Origin of the sequence: Rheinheimera faecalis, from assembly GCF_021290965.1 — a bacterium.
GTDB lineage: Bacteria > Pseudomonadota > Gammaproteobacteria > Enterobacterales > Alteromonadaceae > Pararheinheimera > Pararheinheimera faecalis.
Genome location: NZ_JAJOYT010000021.1, coordinates 1 through 18,023, shown reverse-complemented (window position 1 = coordinate 18,023; position 18,023 = coordinate 1). Strand labels below are relative to the sequence as shown.

General features: G+C 46.7%; 17 protein-coding genes. 7 read left to right on the top strand and 10 right to left on the bottom strand.

The features are described from left to right. Positions 1–3: 3 nt before the first annotated feature. Positions 4–1,524: an apolipoprotein N-acyltransferase gene (gene lnt / locus LSG34_RS20370; RefSeq protein WP_233011170.1), complete on the top strand. Its 1,521-nt coding sequence runs from the start codon at positions 4–6 to the stop codon at positions 1,522–1,524. A 125-nt stretch (positions 1,525–1,649) separates the two neighbouring features. Here lnt and LSG34_RS20365 read toward each other — a convergent pair whose 3' ends face one another. After that, on the bottom strand, positions 1,650–3,350 hold the full coding sequence (locus LSG34_RS20365) for an alkaline phosphatase D family protein (RefSeq protein WP_233011169.1): 1,701 nt from the start codon (positions 3,348–3,350) through the stop codon (positions 1,650–1,652). Positions 3,351–3,602: 252 nt separating this feature from the next. Here LSG34_RS20365 and LSG34_RS20360 point away from each other — a divergent pair, with 252 nt between their 5' ends. Continuing rightward, positions 3,603–5,090, top strand: a complete 1,488-nt coding sequence (locus LSG34_RS20360) for a methyl-accepting chemotaxis protein (protein WP_233011168.1) — start codon at positions 3,603–3,605, stop codon at positions 5,088–5,090. A gap of 47 nt (positions 5,091–5,137) precedes the next feature. Further along, the gene (locus tag LSG34_RS20355; RefSeq protein WP_233011167.1) at positions 5,138–5,629 is read left to right on the top strand and encodes a DUF6436 domain-containing protein; all 492 of its coding nucleotides are present in this window, start codon (positions 5,138–5,140) and stop codon (positions 5,627–5,629) included. 4 nt (positions 5,630–5,633) lie between these two features. Here LSG34_RS20355 and LSG34_RS20350 read toward each other — a convergent pair whose 3' ends face one another. The 3 genes from LSG34_RS20350 to LSG34_RS20340 are packed head-to-tail and all read right to left on the bottom strand — an operon-like array spanning position 5,634 to position 8,292. Further along, a complete protein-coding gene (locus LSG34_RS20350; protein ID WP_233011166.1) occupies positions 5,634–6,020 on the bottom strand; it encodes a DoxX family protein in 387 nt (128 codons plus the stop codon). Positions 6,021–6,033: 13 nt separating this feature from the next. Next, a complete protein-coding gene (locus LSG34_RS20345; protein WP_233011165.1) occupies positions 6,034–6,447 on the bottom strand; it encodes an ACT domain-containing protein in 414 nt (137 codons plus the stop codon). A gap of 3 nt (positions 6,448–6,450) precedes the next feature. Then, entirely contained in the window at positions 6,451–8,292 is a 1,842-nt protein-coding gene (locus tag LSG34_RS20340; RefSeq protein WP_233011164.1) for a glycoside hydrolase family 3 protein, read from the bottom strand. A 275-nt stretch (positions 8,293–8,567) separates the two neighbouring features. Here LSG34_RS20340 and LSG34_RS20335 point away from each other — a divergent pair, with 275 nt between their 5' ends. Further along, positions 8,568–9,836, top strand: coding sequence for a cyanophycinase (locus LSG34_RS20335; RefSeq protein WP_233011163.1), 1,269 nt, complete (start codon positions 8,568–8,570; stop codon positions 9,834–9,836). Positions 9,837–9,979: 143 nt separating this feature from the next. After that, the gene (locus LSG34_RS20330) at positions 9,980–10,471 is read left to right on the top strand and encodes a hypothetical protein (RefSeq protein WP_233011162.1); all 492 of its coding nucleotides are present in this window, start codon (positions 9,980–9,982) and stop codon (positions 10,469–10,471) included. A gap of 27 nt (positions 10,472–10,498) precedes the next feature. Here the strand turns inward: LSG34_RS20330 and LSG34_RS20325 are convergent, their stop codons facing one another. From LSG34_RS20325 to LSG34_RS20825, 5 genes are all read right to left on the bottom strand, one after another. Further along, entirely contained in the window at positions 10,499–11,137 is a 639-nt protein-coding gene (locus LSG34_RS20325) for a DUF2959 domain-containing protein (protein WP_233011161.1), read from the bottom strand. Positions 11,138–11,199: 62 nt separating this feature from the next. Continuing rightward, the gene (locus tag LSG34_RS20320; protein WP_233011160.1) at positions 11,200–13,041 is read right to left on the bottom strand and encodes an ABC transporter ATP-binding protein; all 1,842 of its coding nucleotides are present in this window, start codon (positions 13,039–13,041) and stop codon (positions 11,200–11,202) included. After that, positions 13,029–14,174 (bottom strand): cytochrome P450, encoded by a 1,146-nt coding sequence (locus LSG34_RS20315; RefSeq protein ID WP_233011159.1) that lies wholly within the window; start codon positions 14,172–14,174, stop codon positions 13,029–13,031. The genes LSG34_RS20320 and LSG34_RS20315 overlap by 13 nt, the downstream gene beginning before the upstream one ends. After that, positions 14,171–15,412, bottom strand: a complete 1,242-nt coding sequence (locus tag LSG34_RS20310) for a cytochrome P450 (RefSeq protein WP_233011158.1) — start codon at positions 15,410–15,412, stop codon at positions 14,171–14,173. The genes LSG34_RS20315 and LSG34_RS20310 overlap by 4 nt, the downstream gene beginning before the upstream one ends. Before the next feature lie 72 nt (positions 15,413–15,484). Next, on the bottom strand, positions 15,485–15,616 hold the full coding sequence (locus tag LSG34_RS20825) for a hypothetical protein (RefSeq protein ID WP_269822992.1): 132 nt from the start codon (positions 15,614–15,616) through the stop codon (positions 15,485–15,487). A 567-nt stretch (positions 15,617–16,183) separates the two neighbouring features. On the opposite strand from LSG34_RS20825, the gene LSG34_RS20305 reads away from it, so the two are divergent. Continuing rightward, on the top strand, positions 16,184–16,855 hold the full coding sequence (locus tag LSG34_RS20305) for an EF-hand domain-containing protein (RefSeq protein ID WP_233011157.1): 672 nt from the start codon (positions 16,184–16,186) through the stop codon (positions 16,853–16,855). 168 nt (positions 16,856–17,023) lie between these two features. Next, positions 17,024–17,299 carry a hypothetical protein gene (locus LSG34_RS20300; protein WP_233011156.1) on the top strand — a complete coding sequence of 92 codons (276 nt, stop codon included), beginning with the start codon at positions 17,024–17,026 and terminating at the stop codon, positions 17,297–17,299. 15 nt (positions 17,300–17,314) lie between these two features. Here the strand turns inward: LSG34_RS20300 and yjjG are convergent. Continuing rightward, positions 17,315–18,023: pyrimidine 5'-nucleotidase (yjjG, locus tag LSG34_RS20295; RefSeq protein WP_332909095.1), on the bottom strand; the 709-nt coding region annotated here is incomplete at its 5' end.

Below are 18,023 nucleotides of genomic sequence, written 5' to 3'. Positions count from 1 at the left end.
CTTTTGCTGTTGTCGAAAACCACCTGGTTTCCAGCCCTGCTTTTAGCAGGGCTGGGTGCATTAAATACCTTAGCTTTTGCCCCTTTTACCTATCATATGCTGCCGCTGCTGACTTTGTCAGTGCTGGCGTATTACCTGCTGCAGGCGCAAAACCCAAAACAGGCGGCCATCTTTGGTTATGCCTATGGTTTGGGCTGGTTTGGTGTAGGTATTAGCTGGGTGCATGTCAGTATCGCCACTTTTGGTGGTATGCCACTGATTGCCAGTCTGGCCATTATGGCGTTGCTGATAGGTTATCTGGCGATATTCCCTGCCCTTGCTATTTGGTTTAGCTGGCGTTTTCGTGGCAATTTCTGGTATCCGCTGCTGTTGGCCTCCAGTTGGTTTATCGCAGAAAATATCCGTTCCTGGTTCTTAACAGGTTTCCCGTGGTTGTCTGTAGGTTACAGTCAGACCGATGGCTGGATGGCTCCCTGGGCACCACTCATAGGCGAAACCGGCATCAGCTTTTTAATGCTCTTAATAGCGGGCTCTGTCGCTATTGCTGTGCAACGTAAGTTATGGGTTTGGCCTGCTATAGCCGCCATCGTCTTGATCGTCAGCCCAGCTCTGAGCACAATCAAAGGCTGGCAAGAGACAGGCGAGCAAGTCAAGGTTGCCTTAGTGCAAGGCAATATAGCGCAGGATTTACGCTGGGATCCGGAGCAAGAAGCTATCACTATGCGCAAGTATATGGAGCTGAGCCGCCCACACTTGAATGCCGACATTATGATTTGGCCTGAAGCTGCTATTCCACAATTAGAGCCTTTAGCTTTGGCTTATTTGTTTAATCTGGATATGCTGGCGGCAGAAAACAATACGGCCGTAGTGACAGGTATTCTGGATTACAAAGAAAACGGTGATGCCTATAACGGCATGATAGTATTGGGTAAATCAGGCAAAGAAGCCACTGGCGGCGATTACAGATACAGCACCAGCAACAGATACCAGAAACATCATTTATTGCCTGTTGGCGAATTTGTGCCTTTTCAGGATGTGCTGAAATATGTGGCACCACTGTTTAACCTGCCCATGAGTTCATTCAGCCGGGGCGCCTGGCTGCAGCCTAATTTACAAGCCAATGGCTATTCGCTGCTGGCCGCTTTGTGTTTTGAAATCGCTTTTCCTCGTCAGATGATTGCTAACTTCAACGACAACACTGACTTTCTGCTGACGGTCAGCAACGACGCCTGGTTTGGTGATTCGATTGGCCCACATCAGCATTTAGAAATAGCCCGGATGCGTGCTTTGGAGTTAGGCCGCCCTTTGCTAAGAGCGACTAACAACGGCATTACCGCTACAGTGACAGCAGATGGTACAGAACAGGCGCGTTTACCTCAGTTTGAAGAAGGCGTATTAACAGCCGAAGTACCATTAGTACAAGGCCGCACTTTATATAGCCTGTGGAGCGACTGGCCTGTGCTTATTGTGAGTCTGTTATCTGTTGGATTGTTAAGTTTCAGGCGTTACAGCCTTCGTACTTGAAGCTGCAGCTTCGTTGACTGCACCATCTAGCCCCAGTCACATAGGTAACTATGCTCCTGGGGTCTAGCTGGCTTGTCGCCTCCCTGCAACTCCAATTACTTTGGCTTAATTTTTAGTTTTGACGGCTAGAGTTTGTAGCTTTGCTGATGTCCCACTATGGTCTGATACTGCGCTTTGGTGATGTCATCGACAAAAAACCACTGCGCATCCATTTGCTCTTTGCTAAAAGCCACCAGCAAATAACCACGCTGATGCAAATTACAATACTCCAGCTCGTTAATAAGTTGAGGTAATACATCAGCTAAATGCTCTACCTGAGCGGTATTTAGCTTCAGATAAGTTTCAATACCAGGAGAGCTGACCGAAGGTGTCGCCAGTTCTATGCCCACTTTATTGCCTTGCTGATCATGTAAAGTCGAAGCCCAGGCGTTATGGGTATCGCCTGCAAGTACCACCAGTTGTTTGTTCTGCTGCTGCGCTGTTTTATAAACCAGCTCACGCTCATACGGATAACCATCCCATGCATCCAGGTTATAGGCAATGACGGACTCTAAACGTTGTTTATCTTTTGTGCTCAGGCTGCTATCCCCCTGATCTGCACGCTGCTTTAATGCCGACAACTCAGCGATATGCGCCACCAGTTCAGGGCCTGGTTTAGAAAAAGCCGACAACAGCTCAGATGGAAACATCATCTTCGCCATCAACACCTGCTGCCCCAACACCTGATATTGAGCTTTAGAGCGCATCAACTGAGTTTGCAACCATTGCTGTTGTTTTTGCCCTAGCAAAGTACGGTTTGGATTGGTTAAATCACCGGTAAAACGCTCTGTATCAAAAGCACCGGTTTTTTCATCTGTGTAATGCTTATATTCCAACTGCAGGTTACGACCTTCAATACGGGTGTCGAGCATATGCAAGTCGACTAAATCACCAAAGGCAAAACTACGACATAAACTTTGCTGCTGCCCTGATACCAGAGGCCGTATTGGCATCCACTCGTAATAAGCCTGCAGTGCGTTGAGTTTACGGACCTGATAATCGCCTTCATTCGGTTGATGGTTTTCGGCACCATCTGTCCAGGCGTCATTAGTAATTTCATGATCATCCCAAACACAAATAAAACTATGGCTGGCATGAGCCTGCTGTAAATCTTTATCGCTACGGTACAAAGCATAACGTTTGCGGTAATCCTGTAGGCTGACCATTTCCGCCTGATTGTCTGCCGCTAAAGCGCGGCCCAATTCAACAGAACGCTCTGTGGCATAACCGCCTTGTTCGTATTCGTAAATGTAATCACCTAAATGCAGCACGGCATCGAGCTGTTGCTGAGCAACCTGTTGGTACACATGGAAATAACCGGCTGGATAATTGGAGCAAGACAGCACAGCAAACCGTACTTGTGACACAGAACCTGCTGGCAAAGTTTTACCATGCCCTATTGCAGATACCGTATTGCTATCACTAAAACGATAATAATAACTACGGCCAGGCTGTAGACCTGTTAAATCCACTTTGCAGCAATAATCGGCTTGCTGGCGCGCCAGACAAAGCTGCTGATGCTGTACCTTGGAAAAATCAGCGGTTTCACTCACTTCCAGTAACAATTGCACTGAATCTGGTTGCTGTGCCGGAGTGACTTTAGTCCATAAAATCAGGCTATCTGTTAAAGGATCGCCACAGGCAACACCATGTAAAAACTGAATAGGGCTGTTATTTTTAGCTTTTTCTACTGTGCTACTGCAGCCAAACACACTGGTACTTAACCAGGCGGCTCCGGTAAAAAAAGCGCTGTTTTTAAGAAAATCGCGTCTGTTCAAGTTGGCCATAGTTCCTCCAAAAAGAAACCATTCTCTCTGGCCTTGATGATTTTTTAATGACGAAAAACTGCATTGGACTACACTTCGTCTATCCAGAGCAGGTATTCAACTCAGCTTGTGATCTAAAGCTATAAAACCACGTATCAGTGCGCCTGACTTTAGAAAAGTATTTTTCTTAAATTCCAAACATCCATTCAAGTGCAGGACGCAGTTGTAGTAACAGAACCGGTAAGCCAGGCTTTCGGTCCACACGAGGTCTTTATGCACATTTATCCATTCCGCCAACAAGCTTTTCGTATTATGAACAGCATCAACCTGGTGTTGATGCTGCTGGCGTTAGCTTTAGCCAGCTGGCATCAAAGTTGGGGTGCGGCTTTGTTGATTGGCCTACCCGCCTTGATTGTGCCTTTTGTGCTGTACAAAACCTTAAGAGATCACCGCCTGTCGCGTATCGCCTTTGGTGTGTCTTTTATGCTGTTTTGCGCTTTGCATATACATCAGTCCAACGGCGTAACTGAACTGCACTTTGGCATTTTTGTATTGCTTGCCGTGCTAAGTGCTTTTCGTGACTGGTTGGTCATTGCTGTGGCCGCAGTCACTATTGCGGTACATCATTTGTTATTTGCCTACCTGCAAACCCAACACAGTGCTGTATTTTTAGTGCCAGCTCAGGATGCAACCTTCAGCAACGTCGTGGTGCATGCCGCTTATGTGGTGGTGGAATCTGCAGTGCTTATTATCATCACCTTAAATTCGTACAAAGAAGCTATGGTGGGTTTGGCCTTTTCAGAGACCACCAAAGAGTTAGTTGCAGACCCTGCCCATATTAATTTAACAGTACGCGGCCCTGATATCCGCTCCCGCCTGGTGCAGCAATTTAATCAGGCACTGGATGGCATTCAGCACACAGTGCAAACCATTCACCAGTCTGTTGCTTTGCTACATACCGAAAGTGCACATTTGTCTGACGACGGTCAGCAACTGGTGTCAGGTATGAATGAACAAAACATTCAGGTCAAACGTATAGCCGCAGCCTCTGAAGAAATGGCACAAAGCATTCAGGCGCTTGGCGAACTTGCAGCAGCAGTATTGAGTGCAGCAAAACAGGCTGAACTTAGTTCAGTGTCGGGTAAAGACTCTGTGGATCAAACCATAGCGGCTATCTCGACTTTGGCGATGACCTTGCAGGACGCCGGGCAAAAAGTGGATAGCATGGCGTTATCCAGCAAAGAGATCACCTCTGTACTTGAAGTGATTAAAAGTATTGCTGAACAAACCAATCTGCTGGCATTAAATGCCGCCATTGAAGCAGCCAGGGCTGGTGAACAAGGCCGGGGTTTTGCGGTAGTGGCTGATGAAGTTCGTACTTTAGCTGGCCGCACACAACAATCTACAGAGCAAATTCAGCGCATGATCCAAACCTTAACTGAAGCCAGCCAAAGCTCAGTGAAGTCAGTACAGCATTGTTTAAGTCAGGTTGACCATACCGTCAGTCTGGCGAAACGCAGTGATGAGTTGCTCAATACCATTACAGGTGAAGCTCAATCCGTTGCCCGTTCTGCAGATATTATGGCGGGATCTTTAGAGCAACAACGCCATGCCAGCGCTGAAATGGCCCAAGGCGCCCAGTACCTGAATGATAGCGCCGCAGCTCAGATGCAGCGCAGCGAAAAGGTAAAACAAAGCACAATCCAGATTGAACAGGTTGCTAACCAACTGGCGACTGAAGCCAACAGATTCAGCAGTTGAATCAACGACAAATGACCAGGCGAGTGAAAGCCGCTGTAGTTTTGCTTATGCTTTGGATCGCAGGCAGTGCAGCAGCTTTTTATTGGTTTTTTTTAGGTCACTATGGTGTATTCGATCAGCAGGGTTTGTGGCAACAACAGCCACTTCTGCCACAGCAAGTACAAATCAAACTAAGCCATCAGCTGCTGCCTGACCACCTTTGGCAAGCGGTGTTGATCACAGACTCAAACTGCAATTGCAGCTCTTTTGCCAAAGATCACCTGCTGCGTATGCAGCAACGCCAGCCTGATTTAATCGTAAAAGAGCTGGAACTGGATGAAGCCAAAGCGCTGGGACTGACACTGGGGCTGGATATTATTGCAGCCCCGCTGTTGCTGCTGTTTCAACATCAACAACTGCTTTACGCCGGGCCATTAGCCACAGATTTGATGTGCAGCGATAATGCCAGTCTGCTGGATGGCATTATCAACGGCACGACCCAATTGCCCGGCTTTTGGCTCAATGGCGAAAGTACGGCATGCAGGTGCGCAATTGAATAAGGCTCTAGCGCCTTGACGGCCAGTGATGCACTGCCACAGAGAGCAATACCAAAATCAATAAAGCACTAAATTCAGCACCGTTACGGCCTGGCCCCACAACAAACCAGCCGACTTTGGCGTGCAGAATAGCGATGCCTGTCGCGTAAATACCGACATAACCCAAACAAACCAAAGTGACATAACGGTTTAATGCCAAAAATAAGGTGCCTATGATTTCAAAAGCTGTGATAGCAACAGCTATTAATACGCCCATAGGCCAACCCTGGTTATCTAACCACTGACCAAAAGGTTCGACACCACCTGTTAAAGCTCTGTGCCAGCCATGCGCGCCTATCAGTCCGGCTAATGCCAGTCGTAAGGTGCCCCAGCCGAAAATTTGTTGTAATGACATTCACTATCCCTTTCTACGTCTTGTTTTGTTTACTTTGTTGCAGTTGCTCTAATGCCAACAGAGCTGCCTCCGCCTGATGCACAGGCACCAGCAGGTGATCATGGTAAGCTCCGGCAAATACGTTACAGCTTAAACCTCTATCTGCTAAGGCTTTAGCAAAAGCTGCAGTTAAACCCACAGCTTCTAAATCCGAATGCACAGTCAGACTGATCCAACGTGCTCTGAATAAAATATCCAGTTGATAGTCTTTTGCTTGTTGTTCTGTAAGTACCAGTGTCAGGCCTTCTTTTTCTTTAAAAGTGGCCAGAGGCAAAGGCCCGTGCCAGCTCTTGTTTAAAGGCCAAACACAATACACATAAAGCTCCGGCTGCAACTCTGGCTGCATAGTACTGATTAACTGATCCAGTGCTTTAATAGCAGCTGTCATTTCTTATCTCCTTTGAGCCGGACCGTCTTCAATCGTTAAAGACACAGGCAACTGACCCGGGGCTTGAATTTTTCCAAGTAAAAATGCGATCACCGCATCATAAGCCGGGCCTGAAAACGGTCGCAGCGCAGTTTGAGGTTTCTGGTTATAGCTGTAGGTTGCCAGTCGTAAGTCTGCACTATCAGCAAAATCTGTCAGCTCATAAGGGGTGCGCAATGACACCATCACTGTTTTTTTGCCTTGCGCTTTGGCCTGCTGCAACAACTGAACTAACACCTGTTTTTGTTCGGACACAGTCAGCTTCATAGTGGGCAAGGCCTGTAAGTCAGCCAATACACCCAATTCAGCAGCACTTTGGGCTGGTGAAATCAGTGAGCCCAGCACCAGATCCGCCTGCTTAATCTGCTGCAATGCCAGATTTTGCTCTAAAGAGGTTAAATCACTGCATGTGACTGACTCTGGCTTCACGCCCCATAAGGTCAATGCCTGTAACCAGCTTTGGCATTTGGTTTGATCAGGGGCTATCAGGTGTAGCTTTAAAGCGGCTAAATTAAGCGGTAACTGTAGTTTATTTGTGCCAACCAAAGTCAGGCTGGCTTCTGCGAGTTGTTGCTCCAGTTTCAAATCATCAGCTAAACGTTCGGTATCCGGTAATACAAGCGCATGCTGTTTGGTCGAAAGTTGCTGACGTAAGTGGGTGATACGTTGGGCCGACTCTGCGACTTCGGCACTGTTGAGTTTGCCTTGTTGCACTGCCGCCACCACCTGATCAATCAGCACAGCCAGCGCCTTAATATCAGCTGGCGTTTTCATTTCATAAGGCATCAGCGCTATATCAGCACCAGCAGCAAAGGTTTGGATCACAGCTTCAGCCGGGGTAAAAAACTGACTGATACCGGCCATATTCAGCGCATCAGTAATAATGATGCCGTCAAACCCCATATCGTCACGTAATAAGTCGGTCAGGATAGCGCGGGATAAGGTAGCGGGTTTGATCACAGCTTCGCCGGATTTCGTGGTCAAACTGCTGTTATCCAGAGCCGGATACTGAATATGCGCCGTCATCACCATAGCGGGTTGATGCTGCTTGATAAGTTGTCGAAACGGATATAAGTCAACCGCCTCCACTGTGGCCCTATCATGTTCCACCAAAGGCAAACCAGTGTGACTATCAACATGAGTATCACCATGGCCAGGGAAATGTTTAATGGTGCCAAGTACGCCAGCATCCTGCATGGCACTGAGCATAGCGCCTCCAGCTTGTGCGACTGCAGCAGCATTATCACCAAAAGAGCGGGCGTTGATCACAGGGTTGGCCGGATTGTTGTTTACATCCAGACTAGGAGCGAAGTTTAAGTTAATCCCAACTGAGCTTAATTGCTGCGCTATAGCTTTACCAACATCCGCTGCATAACGATTGCCTGAGGATGCCAAAGTAGCACCTATGGCCATATTACCCGCAAAGGCCGGAAACTCTTGAGTTGGCAGGCGAGCCACCCGGCCCCCTTCCTGATCGATACCAATAAGTAAAGGCAAACCATCACTGCTGGCTTGCTGTAAATCAGCAGTTAAACGACGGATTTGGTTTTTATCTTTTAAGTTATTGGCAAATAAAATCACGCCACCTAAATGCAGCTGTTCTATGGCGTCAGCAAATTCTTTGGGTAATTCAGTTAAGTCGGTTTTACATTCAGCTGAGGAGCCTTCAGCGCAAAAATGGCGCAGGTCGATCATCAGTTTTTGTCCAATCTGACGGCGTAATTCCTGCTGATCTATTGGTTTTTGTCCCATACAACCTCCTGCACTTAACGTCATTACAGCCAGCAGCAGTGCATATTGTTTCATCGTGTCACCACATCCTGAGTTTATGGCCCCACTATATCAGGGCAAGTCTGGCTCTGTAACCGCATCTGTTGTAATGACTTTTGTTTGGTCAGTATTTCGGCATCTTCCAGCTACTATAAGGTTTTGTGGCTTTGAGAGCATTCTGGCTTTTGTTATGCTCAGGCTGTTGCTTTGAACTATCCAATAAAAATCCCCGCTAAAAAGTGAAGGGATAAGGGCAACAAATGAAGCAGATAAATATCAGTCAATAAAGCAAAAAAATGGAGCATCAACCGATGAAAATGCCTTACCTGCTGGCTCTGAGTCTGAGCCTTGGCAGCCCCTTTTTATACGCAAAACCCCAACCTCAAGGCCAGTTAATGATAGTAGGTGGCGCTTTAGCCAGCTCCAACAAGGCCGTGTATCAGCAGTTTATCCAAAACGCTGGTGGCAAAGAAAAAGCTCGGATTGTGGTGATACCTGCGGCCAGCAGTCAGCCAGTGAAATATTTTCGTCAGTTTCAGCAGGACTTAGCCTTATATGGTGTATCTGAGCAGCAAGTACAACTCATCCCCATAGCAGTGAAAGATGACAAAAGCACAGCAGAAGACGAGTCTTTGTGGCGGGATAATGCTGCCGATACAAAACTTGCGGCACAAGTACAACAAGCAACGGCAGTCTGGTTCTTAGGCGGCGATCAAAACCATTTGGTGGATAGATTAAAACCTGATGGAAAAAACAGCGTTGTACTTGATGCTGTATGGCAACTTTACCAGAGCGGAGGTATTGTCGGTGGCACCAGCGCTGGTGCGGCTATCATGAGTGACAGCATGATAGCCTCCGGCTCATCCTGGAGTGCGTTGACCCGAGCTGTTGCTACAGCTGATACACAGATCAACGAATCGACAGATGAGCCGCTGCAATTGCGTCAAGGCCTCGGCTTTTTCCCTGCTGGTGTGATTGATCAGCATTTTGACCGCCGGGCACGTTTTGGCCGTTTGATTGTTGCTGTGGCGGAGCAAAGTTCTGGTTCGGCTGTAGGTTATGGTGTGGACGAGGACTCGGCTTTGTTTTACAACGCACAAAACCGGCAATTTCAGGCTTTAGGTTCTGGCGGTGTGACAGTGGTTGATTTACGTCATGCTAAAAAAATAACCAACCCACTGGGTTTTCAGATGGAAAATATCCGCTTGAGTTATCTGCAGGGTGGTGACAAGTACGATATTCAGACTCAGCGACTGTTGCCTCATCCGGATAAAGTGAAAACCACAGGCGCCGAGTATGGTGATCATCCCCATCCGGTGATGTCTGGGGTTTTTAGTGCCAATACCCGCCTCAGAGACTTTATCACCTTTGAACTGACGGACAATAAAACAGCTCGTCAGGCGGTGAGCTACCTGCATCAGGGCAATGGCTTAGTCTTTGGTTTAACTTTCAGTAAAGATGAAAAAACCACGGGTTACTGGCAGTATCTGGATGGGTTAAAAGACAACTGCAGTGCCCATCAGGTGCGGCTGGATATAGTGCCGGGTCTTATACAAATTGATTTAAAACCGCAAAGTTGACAAAGAAGCCGGATATTTGCTGATCTCCGGCTTTATTCTGTTTTAACAACAGGAAAAACAGAATAAAGTTTGCATCAGCCCTAGCCTAGGCAGTTATAATCCCCCTAGTCTTTTGTTGTTTAGCCGTATCCGGACAGGTTGTTATGTATAAGCCCACACCATTGTTAAGCTATTTCTGGGGTTTGTTTAGTGGTTTGATTGTCTCCGCTTTTTTGTTTAATTCCCTGACTCAAACTGACGTGAAGCCAGAAAAAACGACAGTCCAAACGGAACAAAAACAAACCACAGCCAGCCCGCTTCGTGCTGCAGACGCTCCTGTTTTGACTTTAGCGGCCAGAGCCGAGTTATTACTGAAGTACTACACCATCAGAGATGGCGCAGAAGAAACTAACTTAGCCCCTTTATTGCAGAAAAATGGTCATCTGGAGATTTTTAAACAGATGCTGCAGCAAAGCACAGCTGATGTCAGCGACCTGATCCAATCGACTCAATCTTTTACTGCAGCACAGTTTTATGCGTCGTTAGTACGTATTAAACAAAAAGATGAAGAGCAGCAAGCCAAAGCTCAGCTGGAATTATTAAAACCAGCTCAAGTCACAGCCCCAATCAAAACGCAACAAGCGCCGATCAACTAATCGGCGTTTTGCTTTTCACAACCGCTGTCAATCTGTCTGCATCTGCGCAATAAACTTATTTGAATCTGCTATCGCCTTATTCATTTCACTGATCAAGCTGCTGACATCCTGCTGTAAACCGGCAAAATCAGTCTGAATAGAACCAATGGCTTTAGCGTTTAAGTTATGTTTTAAAAACAGTACATTGTCGTGCATGATTTTAAGCACTGGCTGCATTTTCTTTTCAGCAGAGCGCATCTTTTTCAGCAGCACATCAAACTGCTTTTCTGTAGTAACCAGCTTTTGTTTGCTTTGAGCTTTTAAACTGGCGTTTTGGTATTGCTCAAGCTCATCCCGCCATTCATTAAACAAGGCATCAGCTACTGATTCCACTTTGTTAATGCGGCTGCTAACCAGTTCTGCCGCTTTGACACTTTGCTGATACTCCGCATCCAGCTCTTCGTATTTTGTCTGTAAGTCGCCGCCATGAAACTTCAGCAACTGACTCAATTCGTCCAGTGCATCTTTAAACTGTTGCTGCCCTTCCACCTGCGCATCACGGGCATCTTTTACCCGGTCAACCAGGATTTCACGTTTCTCCACACCAAACTTTTCCATAGTGGCGTAGTAAGCTTGCTGACAGCCTGCCAAAGTGATCAAGGCTAAAGCTAAAGCAGTTTTTTTCATCTGGTACTCTCTTTTCTCTTCGCAGAAGGTCAGCCTAGCATAAAAAAAGCTGTCAACACCAATCAGGCGTAACCTTGGGCCTGCAACTCAAACAACTCAGCGTAGCGGCCTTTTTTCTGCACTAGGCTGCGATGATCTCCAGCCTCTATCACCCGTCCTTGCTCAATCACCAGGATTTGATCGGCCATACGCACAGTGGAGAAACGATGAGAGATCAGAACAGCCATTTTGTTCTGACAATGCTGTCGGAACTGCTCAAAAATCTGTGCTTCGGCTTGTGCATCCATAGCTGCTGTGGGTTCATCCAACACCAGTATGTCTGCGTCCTGTCGCATAAAAGCGCGAGCCAAAGCAATTTTTTGCCACTGACCTCCGGACAACTCCTGACCATTCTGAAACCAGCGCCCCAACTGAGTGTGGTAAGCACCGGATAAATTCTGGATAAAAGATGCAGCCATGCCCCGCTCTGCAGCCAGTTGCCAGCGCAATTCATCATGAAAATAACGTACATCACCAGTGCCAATGTTTTCACCTACTTCAAACTGGAATCGCAAGAAATCCTGAAAAATAACACCTATACGTTGATGCAGCACTTGTTGCTGCCAGTGTTGCAGCGGCAAGCCATCCAATAAAATTTGGCCTTGCTGAGGCCGGTATAATCGGGCCAGCAACTTAATCAGTGTCGATTTACCAGCACCATTTTCACCGACTATGGCAAGACTACAGCCCGGCTTAATATGCAGATTAATATCAGACAAACTAGGTTTAGTGGCTCCCGGATAGGTAAAACTAACCTGTTCAAAGCGAATGCCATCCCCAGGCATAGGTCCGGCACTATAGGTACCGTCTTTTTCTTCCGCTGGCTGATTTAAAAACTCGTACAAGGTGGATAAATACAAGTTGTCTTCATACATACCACTGATAGCCGACAAGCTGGCAGTCACAGCCCCCTGCCCCTGCCGGAACATCATCAGATACATAGTCATCTGACCCAGACTAAGTTTGGCCGTAACGGTGCTCAATACTATCCAGCCATAAGCCAGATACAAAGCGCAGGTGCCAATCACACCCAACAGAAAACCCCATAGATCGCGGCGTAAAGTCAGAGCCCTGTCGGCTTTGTAATGTTTACTGAAGATATCGCTGTAGCGCTGTAACAAAGAAGGCGCAAGCTGAAACAACTTCACTTCTTTCACACAGTCCTCGCGGGTGAGTATGGTTTCAAGATAGATTTGCATCCGGCTCTCCGGGCTATGCCAGCGCGATAAACGAAAAGCATCGCCGGAAAATTTTGCTTCCGCAATAAAACCAGGAATAGCACCAAGCACCAATAGCAAAAGGATCAGCGGTGAGAACTGAGCCAGCAAGGTACCAAGACTGAGTAAAATGATAGCGTTTTGCATTAAACCAAAGGTGCGGACCACCAGACTGATAGGCCGGCTTGAGGCTTCATTTTTAGCCCGGTTGAGTTTGTCGTAATAATCAGAATCCTCAAACTGACTCAATGACAAGGTTTGAGCTTTGGCCAGGATCAACATATTCACCTGCTGCGCCAATTGAACCCTCAATAACGACTGGGATACAGAAAGACCACGCTGGGCGGCTGCCAGCAACAACACAAAAATAGCTTCCAGCACTACATAATTTAATACGGGCTGTAGCTGCAACTGACCTTGCTGGTATAGCGCCATGGCAGCGACTGTCGCATCTACTATCAGTTTTCCGGTATAAGCCATAGCTGCGGGTAGCAAACCGGCAATAAGGGTGAGCAGCACCATAAAGAGGGTCAATGGTACTGAGGTTTGCCATACTAAAGTGACAGCCCGACGGCTATAACTAAAGACTGAAAAAAAACGAACCAGGTGATCCCTCACAGCAACACCCCAGACGGCTATCTTTGACACTTAACCTCCGTATCAGAGCGAGACACCAACCGCAGCACAAAAGGCGCAGGAGCCAGTGCAGGTTGCGCCAAAGGTCTTAATCCTGAATCCTCAATCCTGATGCGATAGGACTGCAACTGCAACAACACCAGCTCAACCAATCGCATCGACAAGGCCGCAGCGACACATTTATGTTCCCCCCAGCCAAAAGCCAAAAAAGGGGTCTGGCTGTCAGCACTAGCCCAGCGCTCGGGTTGAAATTTTGCCGCTTCAGTCCAGTATTTGGGGTTACGATGCACAGCATAAGGACAAGCCACCACCATATGTTCTGGTGTGATTTCATGCCCTGCAAGTTCATAGCTCTGCTGTGGCTGACGGCCTAAATTCCAGGCTACAGGCCATAACCGTAACGCTTCCCGCACAACATAAGAAGCTTTGTGTTCTGCATCCGGGTTTGAACCTAATAAATACAAACTCCAACCCAATGTAAAGCCAACAGATCCTATGCAGGCAAACACAAAAGACAGATAAATTTCACACAGATCCTCAGCCGGATAATCTGCGGGACAGGCCACAACCAGAATATCGATAATATCTCTGATCTGGCCCGAATCTTTTTGCTGCTGCGCTTTTTTGATCTGACGACTAAATTCGGCTTTGACAAAAGCACTGAACAGCCGACGCTGCCAGTTCGGATAGGACAATTTAGCCCCGGAACAGACTGAACGTTGCACCACCCATCTCAATAACTGATGACTGTATTTGCTGCGTCTATTACCAAGCAACGCATCTTTAAAATAGTGATAAAACAACCAGTTGCCATTGTCTGGCCAGGATGTGCCATCACTAACCCATTTGGTAGTCAATTCAGTCAATCTGGTTTTATGTTGTTCACTGTACTGATTCAAAAAACGGATAGCTGAGCGTCCAATGTCCTGCTGTACCTCTCTTGGTCCTAAATACCGGCCCTGAATATAAAAAAAATCTGAATGTTCAGGATTGAAGTAGCCTTCTGCGTTGGTCAAAACATGTTGTGCATCCTCAACATCGGCCAGGTATTTTTGATTGCCCGGAAAATCAATCACTCTGGGCTCTTGTTCCAGTTGCTGATCCAGATAAGCGTAAGGGTCAGTCCAGCAGTCGACGGGCTTCATAGCCGCTCTCCGGTTGACGTAAATACAATCTTGCCGTAAAAGTTTTTGGGTTGTGGAAACGCTAAAATCGTCATACTCAGTTCTTGCGAATTTTCCAACTCAATCCGTACTGGTCCTGTTAATAACCTGCACAATATCGTCAGTTGAATACTTCCCAGCAAAGAACCTATACAGGATTTCGGTGACCAGCCAAAAGGCACGTAAGTACCAGGTTCTGGGACTGAATGTTCAGTTGTGGCTAACCAGCGGTCTGGATCAAAGACTTCAGGGTCTTGCCAATAGGCTGGATTGCGGTGAATTAAATACGGACTTAAATAGAACAGACTATCTTTTAACAACTGCTCCCCTTCGACCTCCAGATCTGTACGCGCTCTACGCAGAACCACAGGTACGTTCCACAAACGTAGGACTTCTTTGATAAATCGGGATGTATCAGGAGCTACTTTGTGGGGCGCAGCATAAAAACAATGATCAGGAATTGCAGATAATTCAGCTTTTAATGTTGTAGCCCAGTCTGGCCGACAGATTAATTCATAACAAGTGCTTAAGGCTGCAGCTCCCGGAGGTCCGACTATAGCAGTCATCACCATCACCACCGCATCAACAGCTCTATCCAAACCTAATCTGGGTAACATATCAACCAGAGGGTCCAGCAGATCCACTTGTCTTGGCCTTTTCCCCTGCTGACGGCTTTTAAGTTCACGCCTTACTACATTACCCAGCCGAAGGCTTCGCCAATGCCTTACCATAGTGCGCCAGCGTGATTGTGGCGCTGTTTCCGAGCTTAATAAAAACTCAAACTTGTCCTGCTGATCCTGACGAATAATACGTTGGTCAGCGTCAGACAGACCGCTAATAATCACAGGGGTTAAAGTCTGGGTAATTAATTGATGGATGGTCCAGACTAAATCAGAGGATTGACCGTGCCGCTGTTTAAAAAACTGAGTCATACGATCAGCAAGCACCATCAATGCGGGTCCTTGCGATAATACTTTCATTTGTGATAACCAGGCAGACCGAATTTCCTGCCAGGAAAAAGGCTCACTTTTCCGTCCCTTCGCCAAATCAGAAAGTCTATCGGCAAGCGTCATATCGGCGTAATTATCTGCCATAGCCTTCTTGGCAGCTTCTGCCTGAAAAACACAATAAGTGGATGGACTGATTCTGAAATTAGTTTCACCGGATTGGCATTTTTGTTTCAGGTTTTGTAGCTGAACGGACTCTTCAGGTAAGGCCATACTTCATCCATGAGTTGAGGTACTACTGATGTGGGTTACAGCTAAATACCCACATTATTTTTAAAAAATAACTTACAGATCGTGGTACAGGTACCAAATCCAGTGTGGACGTAACGGATTATCACCACAGCCAGCGCGGGATTGATCCTGAACTTCATTACGTAAACCTAAAGCACGAGCTAATGCAGCCTGAATTCTTTTCATTTTTTAGTTCCTTTTAAAATTTGATAAGCAGATTAAAGATCGTGATAGTGAACCCAGCGCCAGCAACAATCAGCGCTACTTTTTGACGCACTACAGTCTTTTACCTGGTCTGATACAGAAACACGGAGTCCTAACGCTCTGACGAATGCTTGTTGCAATGCTTTCATTTCATTCTCCTTGATTTTAGGTTGTGGCTAAAAACACCACAAAATTAACCTAAACAAGCTTACCGAAGATGTCAACAACATTTTACCTATTAAAAAAACAAAAGTTGCAATATTGAAACAATAAAGAAGCCTCCTCAATGTGCCTGACTCAGCATCATGGCTGGAACGCAGGAAAATAAAGGCGGCATTTATTTGCCGCGCCAGACTTAGCAATTTTTTTTGAAACATTCCCAGCAACATTTAAGCTTCTCCAGACCTCAATAAGTTCTTGTTTGGCCTGTTTCCACAGTATTTCCTGACTTAACTTTACTCTCTGCTAACACATCTAAACCTGTCCTGGTCGGTACTTTGCAGCCTTATTGGGGCGATCAATTCCGATCGCGTCAAATGGAGAGCATGAATGAGTATTCAATTCTCTACCCAAAGTGCATACAGCACGGGGTATGCCACAAGGCCGCAACTAAGTAAGGAACAACTGACTGAAGCTGCGGGTAATTTGTTCGGTAAATTAGACAGTCAAAATAAAGGCTATTTAGAGCAAAACGACTTTTCGAGCCTATTGAGCGGTCTGCAAAACGACGAAGCCAGCACAAAAAGTGAAGATCTGTTTAGTTCACTGGACTCCGATGGAGATGGCCAACTCACCAGCTCTGAATTCAGCGATAACTTCAGCAACTTACTGTACAGCGCTCAGGGCACTATGGGTCCGATGGGATCCAGACCAGCTCCACCCCAGGATAGCGGTAAATCAAAAGATGAGCTGACCGCTTTGCTGGAAGAGCTGGAACTGGAGGATGAAAAGTCCACAGAAGGCCTGAAATCCTTGTTGGACAACTTTGATACCGCAGATGCAGACGGTGACGGCAAAGTGACGATGCAGGAAGCTAAAAGTTTCAGAGAAAGCCAGCAGACTGAGTCGTCGTCTTTAGCCAGCAAGGTCAGCACGGGTTCAGACCAGAGCGAAAGTATCAGCAAGTTACTGAGTCGTACCATGCAACAACTAGTGGACACTTATGGTGGCATGGCCAAAGCAAATTCTCAGTCTGGCTCAGCAGTAAATATTAGGGCCTGAAAAGAAGCAGCGGATAAAAGAGTATAAAATTCAGGAGTTTCGGGGTGTCAGGCAGGGATGCTGGCCCCTTTTACAAAATAAATTTAAAAAATTGTGTCACAGTTTTAGTGGTCCTGGTGTCTTTGTAATAACGCAAGTTACTTCAACAAAAAAACAAAGGATTTAACAATGAAATCAACAATTACTTCAGCTTCTACCCAGTTCCATATAGCCGCCACTATCACTGCTGCTACTGCCTTTCATATGGCCTGCAGTTACAGCTCTGGCTGGTTTATGCCACTGGTTTGTTACCTGCTGGCGATGACGGCCTTATTTAGTCTGATCCAGCGCTTTGGCCCATTAAGCAAAGCGCAAAAAACCGGTTTATGGCTGGTACAACTGACGGCGACACCGGCTTTTGTCGCTGCATTATGGTTCAGTGGCAAACTGAACTCCATGTTTTAACTTTCTGTCTTTGGATCAGAGAAAAGCGCTTAGTGCAGCTTCCAACTCTGCTAAAGACGGCACTTCCAGATCCGCCGTGATACCTGCTGGTAAAGTTGCATGAAAGCGATTGAGCCAGCAGGTATAAAAACCTGCTTGTTTACCCCCACCAATATCAGCTATAGGGTTATCTCCTACCATCAGTACGCTGGCCGGATCCGGATTTCCCATCAGCTCTTTGGCATGAGTGAAAATTTGCGGATGAGGTTTGGCTGCACCCACTTGCTCAGAAATCACCAGAATATCAAAGTGATTGTGTAAGCCAGTGCGCTCTAAACGGATTTGCTGTAGGTCGGTAAAGCCGTTAGTGATAATGCCTAATTTGGCTTTACCTTGCAGAGCATTAAGTAAACTGACAGCACCTGGCAAAGGTGTACAGACCTCTGCCATGGCTTGTAAAAAGCCGGCATTGAGCACTGAAGGCGCAACATTGAGCTGTTCACCCCAATAGCTAAAACGCTGTTCCTGCAACTGTTTTGCACCGATTTCACCGCTTTGATACTGTACCCAGAGAGGCTGATTGAGTGCCTGATACACGTCGTACTGCTCAAGCGTAAAATCCACACCATAACCTTTAAACATCAGCTGTAAGCCAGCGTAGGCATCAAAATGGAACAAGGTTTCGTCGGCGTCGAATAAAATCCAGTTAAAAGCTTTCACGTAAATACTCTTGCTGTGTTGAGAC

Coding starts and splice junctions, on each gene's coding strand:
- LSG34_RS20825 (WP_269822992.1), bottom strand. CDS start 15,616: ATGAAAAGAATTCAGGCTGCATTAGCTCGTGCTTTAGGTTTACGTAAT.
- LSG34_RS20325 (WP_233011161.1), bottom strand. CDS start 11,137: ATGAAAAAAACTGCTTTAGCTTTAGCCTTGATCACTTTGGCAGGCTGT.
- LSG34_RS20305 (WP_233011157.1), top strand. CDS start 16,184: ATGAGTATTCAATTCTCTACCCAAAGTGCATACAGCACGGGGTATGCC.
- LSG34_RS20330 (WP_233011162.1), top strand. CDS start 9,980: ATGTATAAGCCCACACCATTGTTAAGCTATTTCTGGGGTTTGTTTAGT.
- LSG34_RS20300 (WP_233011156.1), top strand. CDS start 17,024: ATGAAATCAACAATTACTTCAGCTTCTACCCAGTTCCATATAGCCGCC.
- LSG34_RS20345 (WP_233011165.1), bottom strand. CDS start 6,447: ATGACAGCTGCTATTAAAGCACTGGATCAGTTAATCAGTACTATGCAG.
- LSG34_RS20365 (WP_233011169.1), bottom strand. CDS start 3,350: ATGGCCAACTTGAACAGACGCGATTTTCTTAAAAACAGCGCTTTTTTT.
- LSG34_RS20335 (WP_233011163.1), top strand. CDS start 8,568: ATGAAAATGCCTTACCTGCTGGCTCTGAGTCTGAGCCTTGGCAGCCCC.
- LSG34_RS20355 (WP_233011167.1), top strand. CDS start 5,138: ATGCTTTGGATCGCAGGCAGTGCAGCAGCTTTTTATTGGTTTTTTTTA.
- LSG34_RS20350 (WP_233011166.1), bottom strand. CDS start 6,020: ATGTCATTACAACAAATTTTCGGCTGGGGCACCTTACGACTGGCATTA.
- LSG34_RS20310 (WP_233011158.1), bottom strand. CDS start 15,412: ATGGCCTTACCTGAAGAGTCCGTTCAGCTACAAAACCTGAAACAAAAA.
- LSG34_RS20340 (WP_233011164.1), bottom strand. CDS start 8,292: ATGAAACAATATGCACTGCTGCTGGCTGTAATGACGTTAAGTGCAGGA.
- LSG34_RS20315 (WP_233011159.1), bottom strand. CDS start 14,174: ATGAAGCCCGTCGACTGCTGGACTGACCCTTACGCTTATCTGGATCAG.
- LSG34_RS20360 (WP_233011168.1), top strand. CDS start 3,603: ATGCACATTTATCCATTCCGCCAACAAGCTTTTCGTATTATGAACAGC.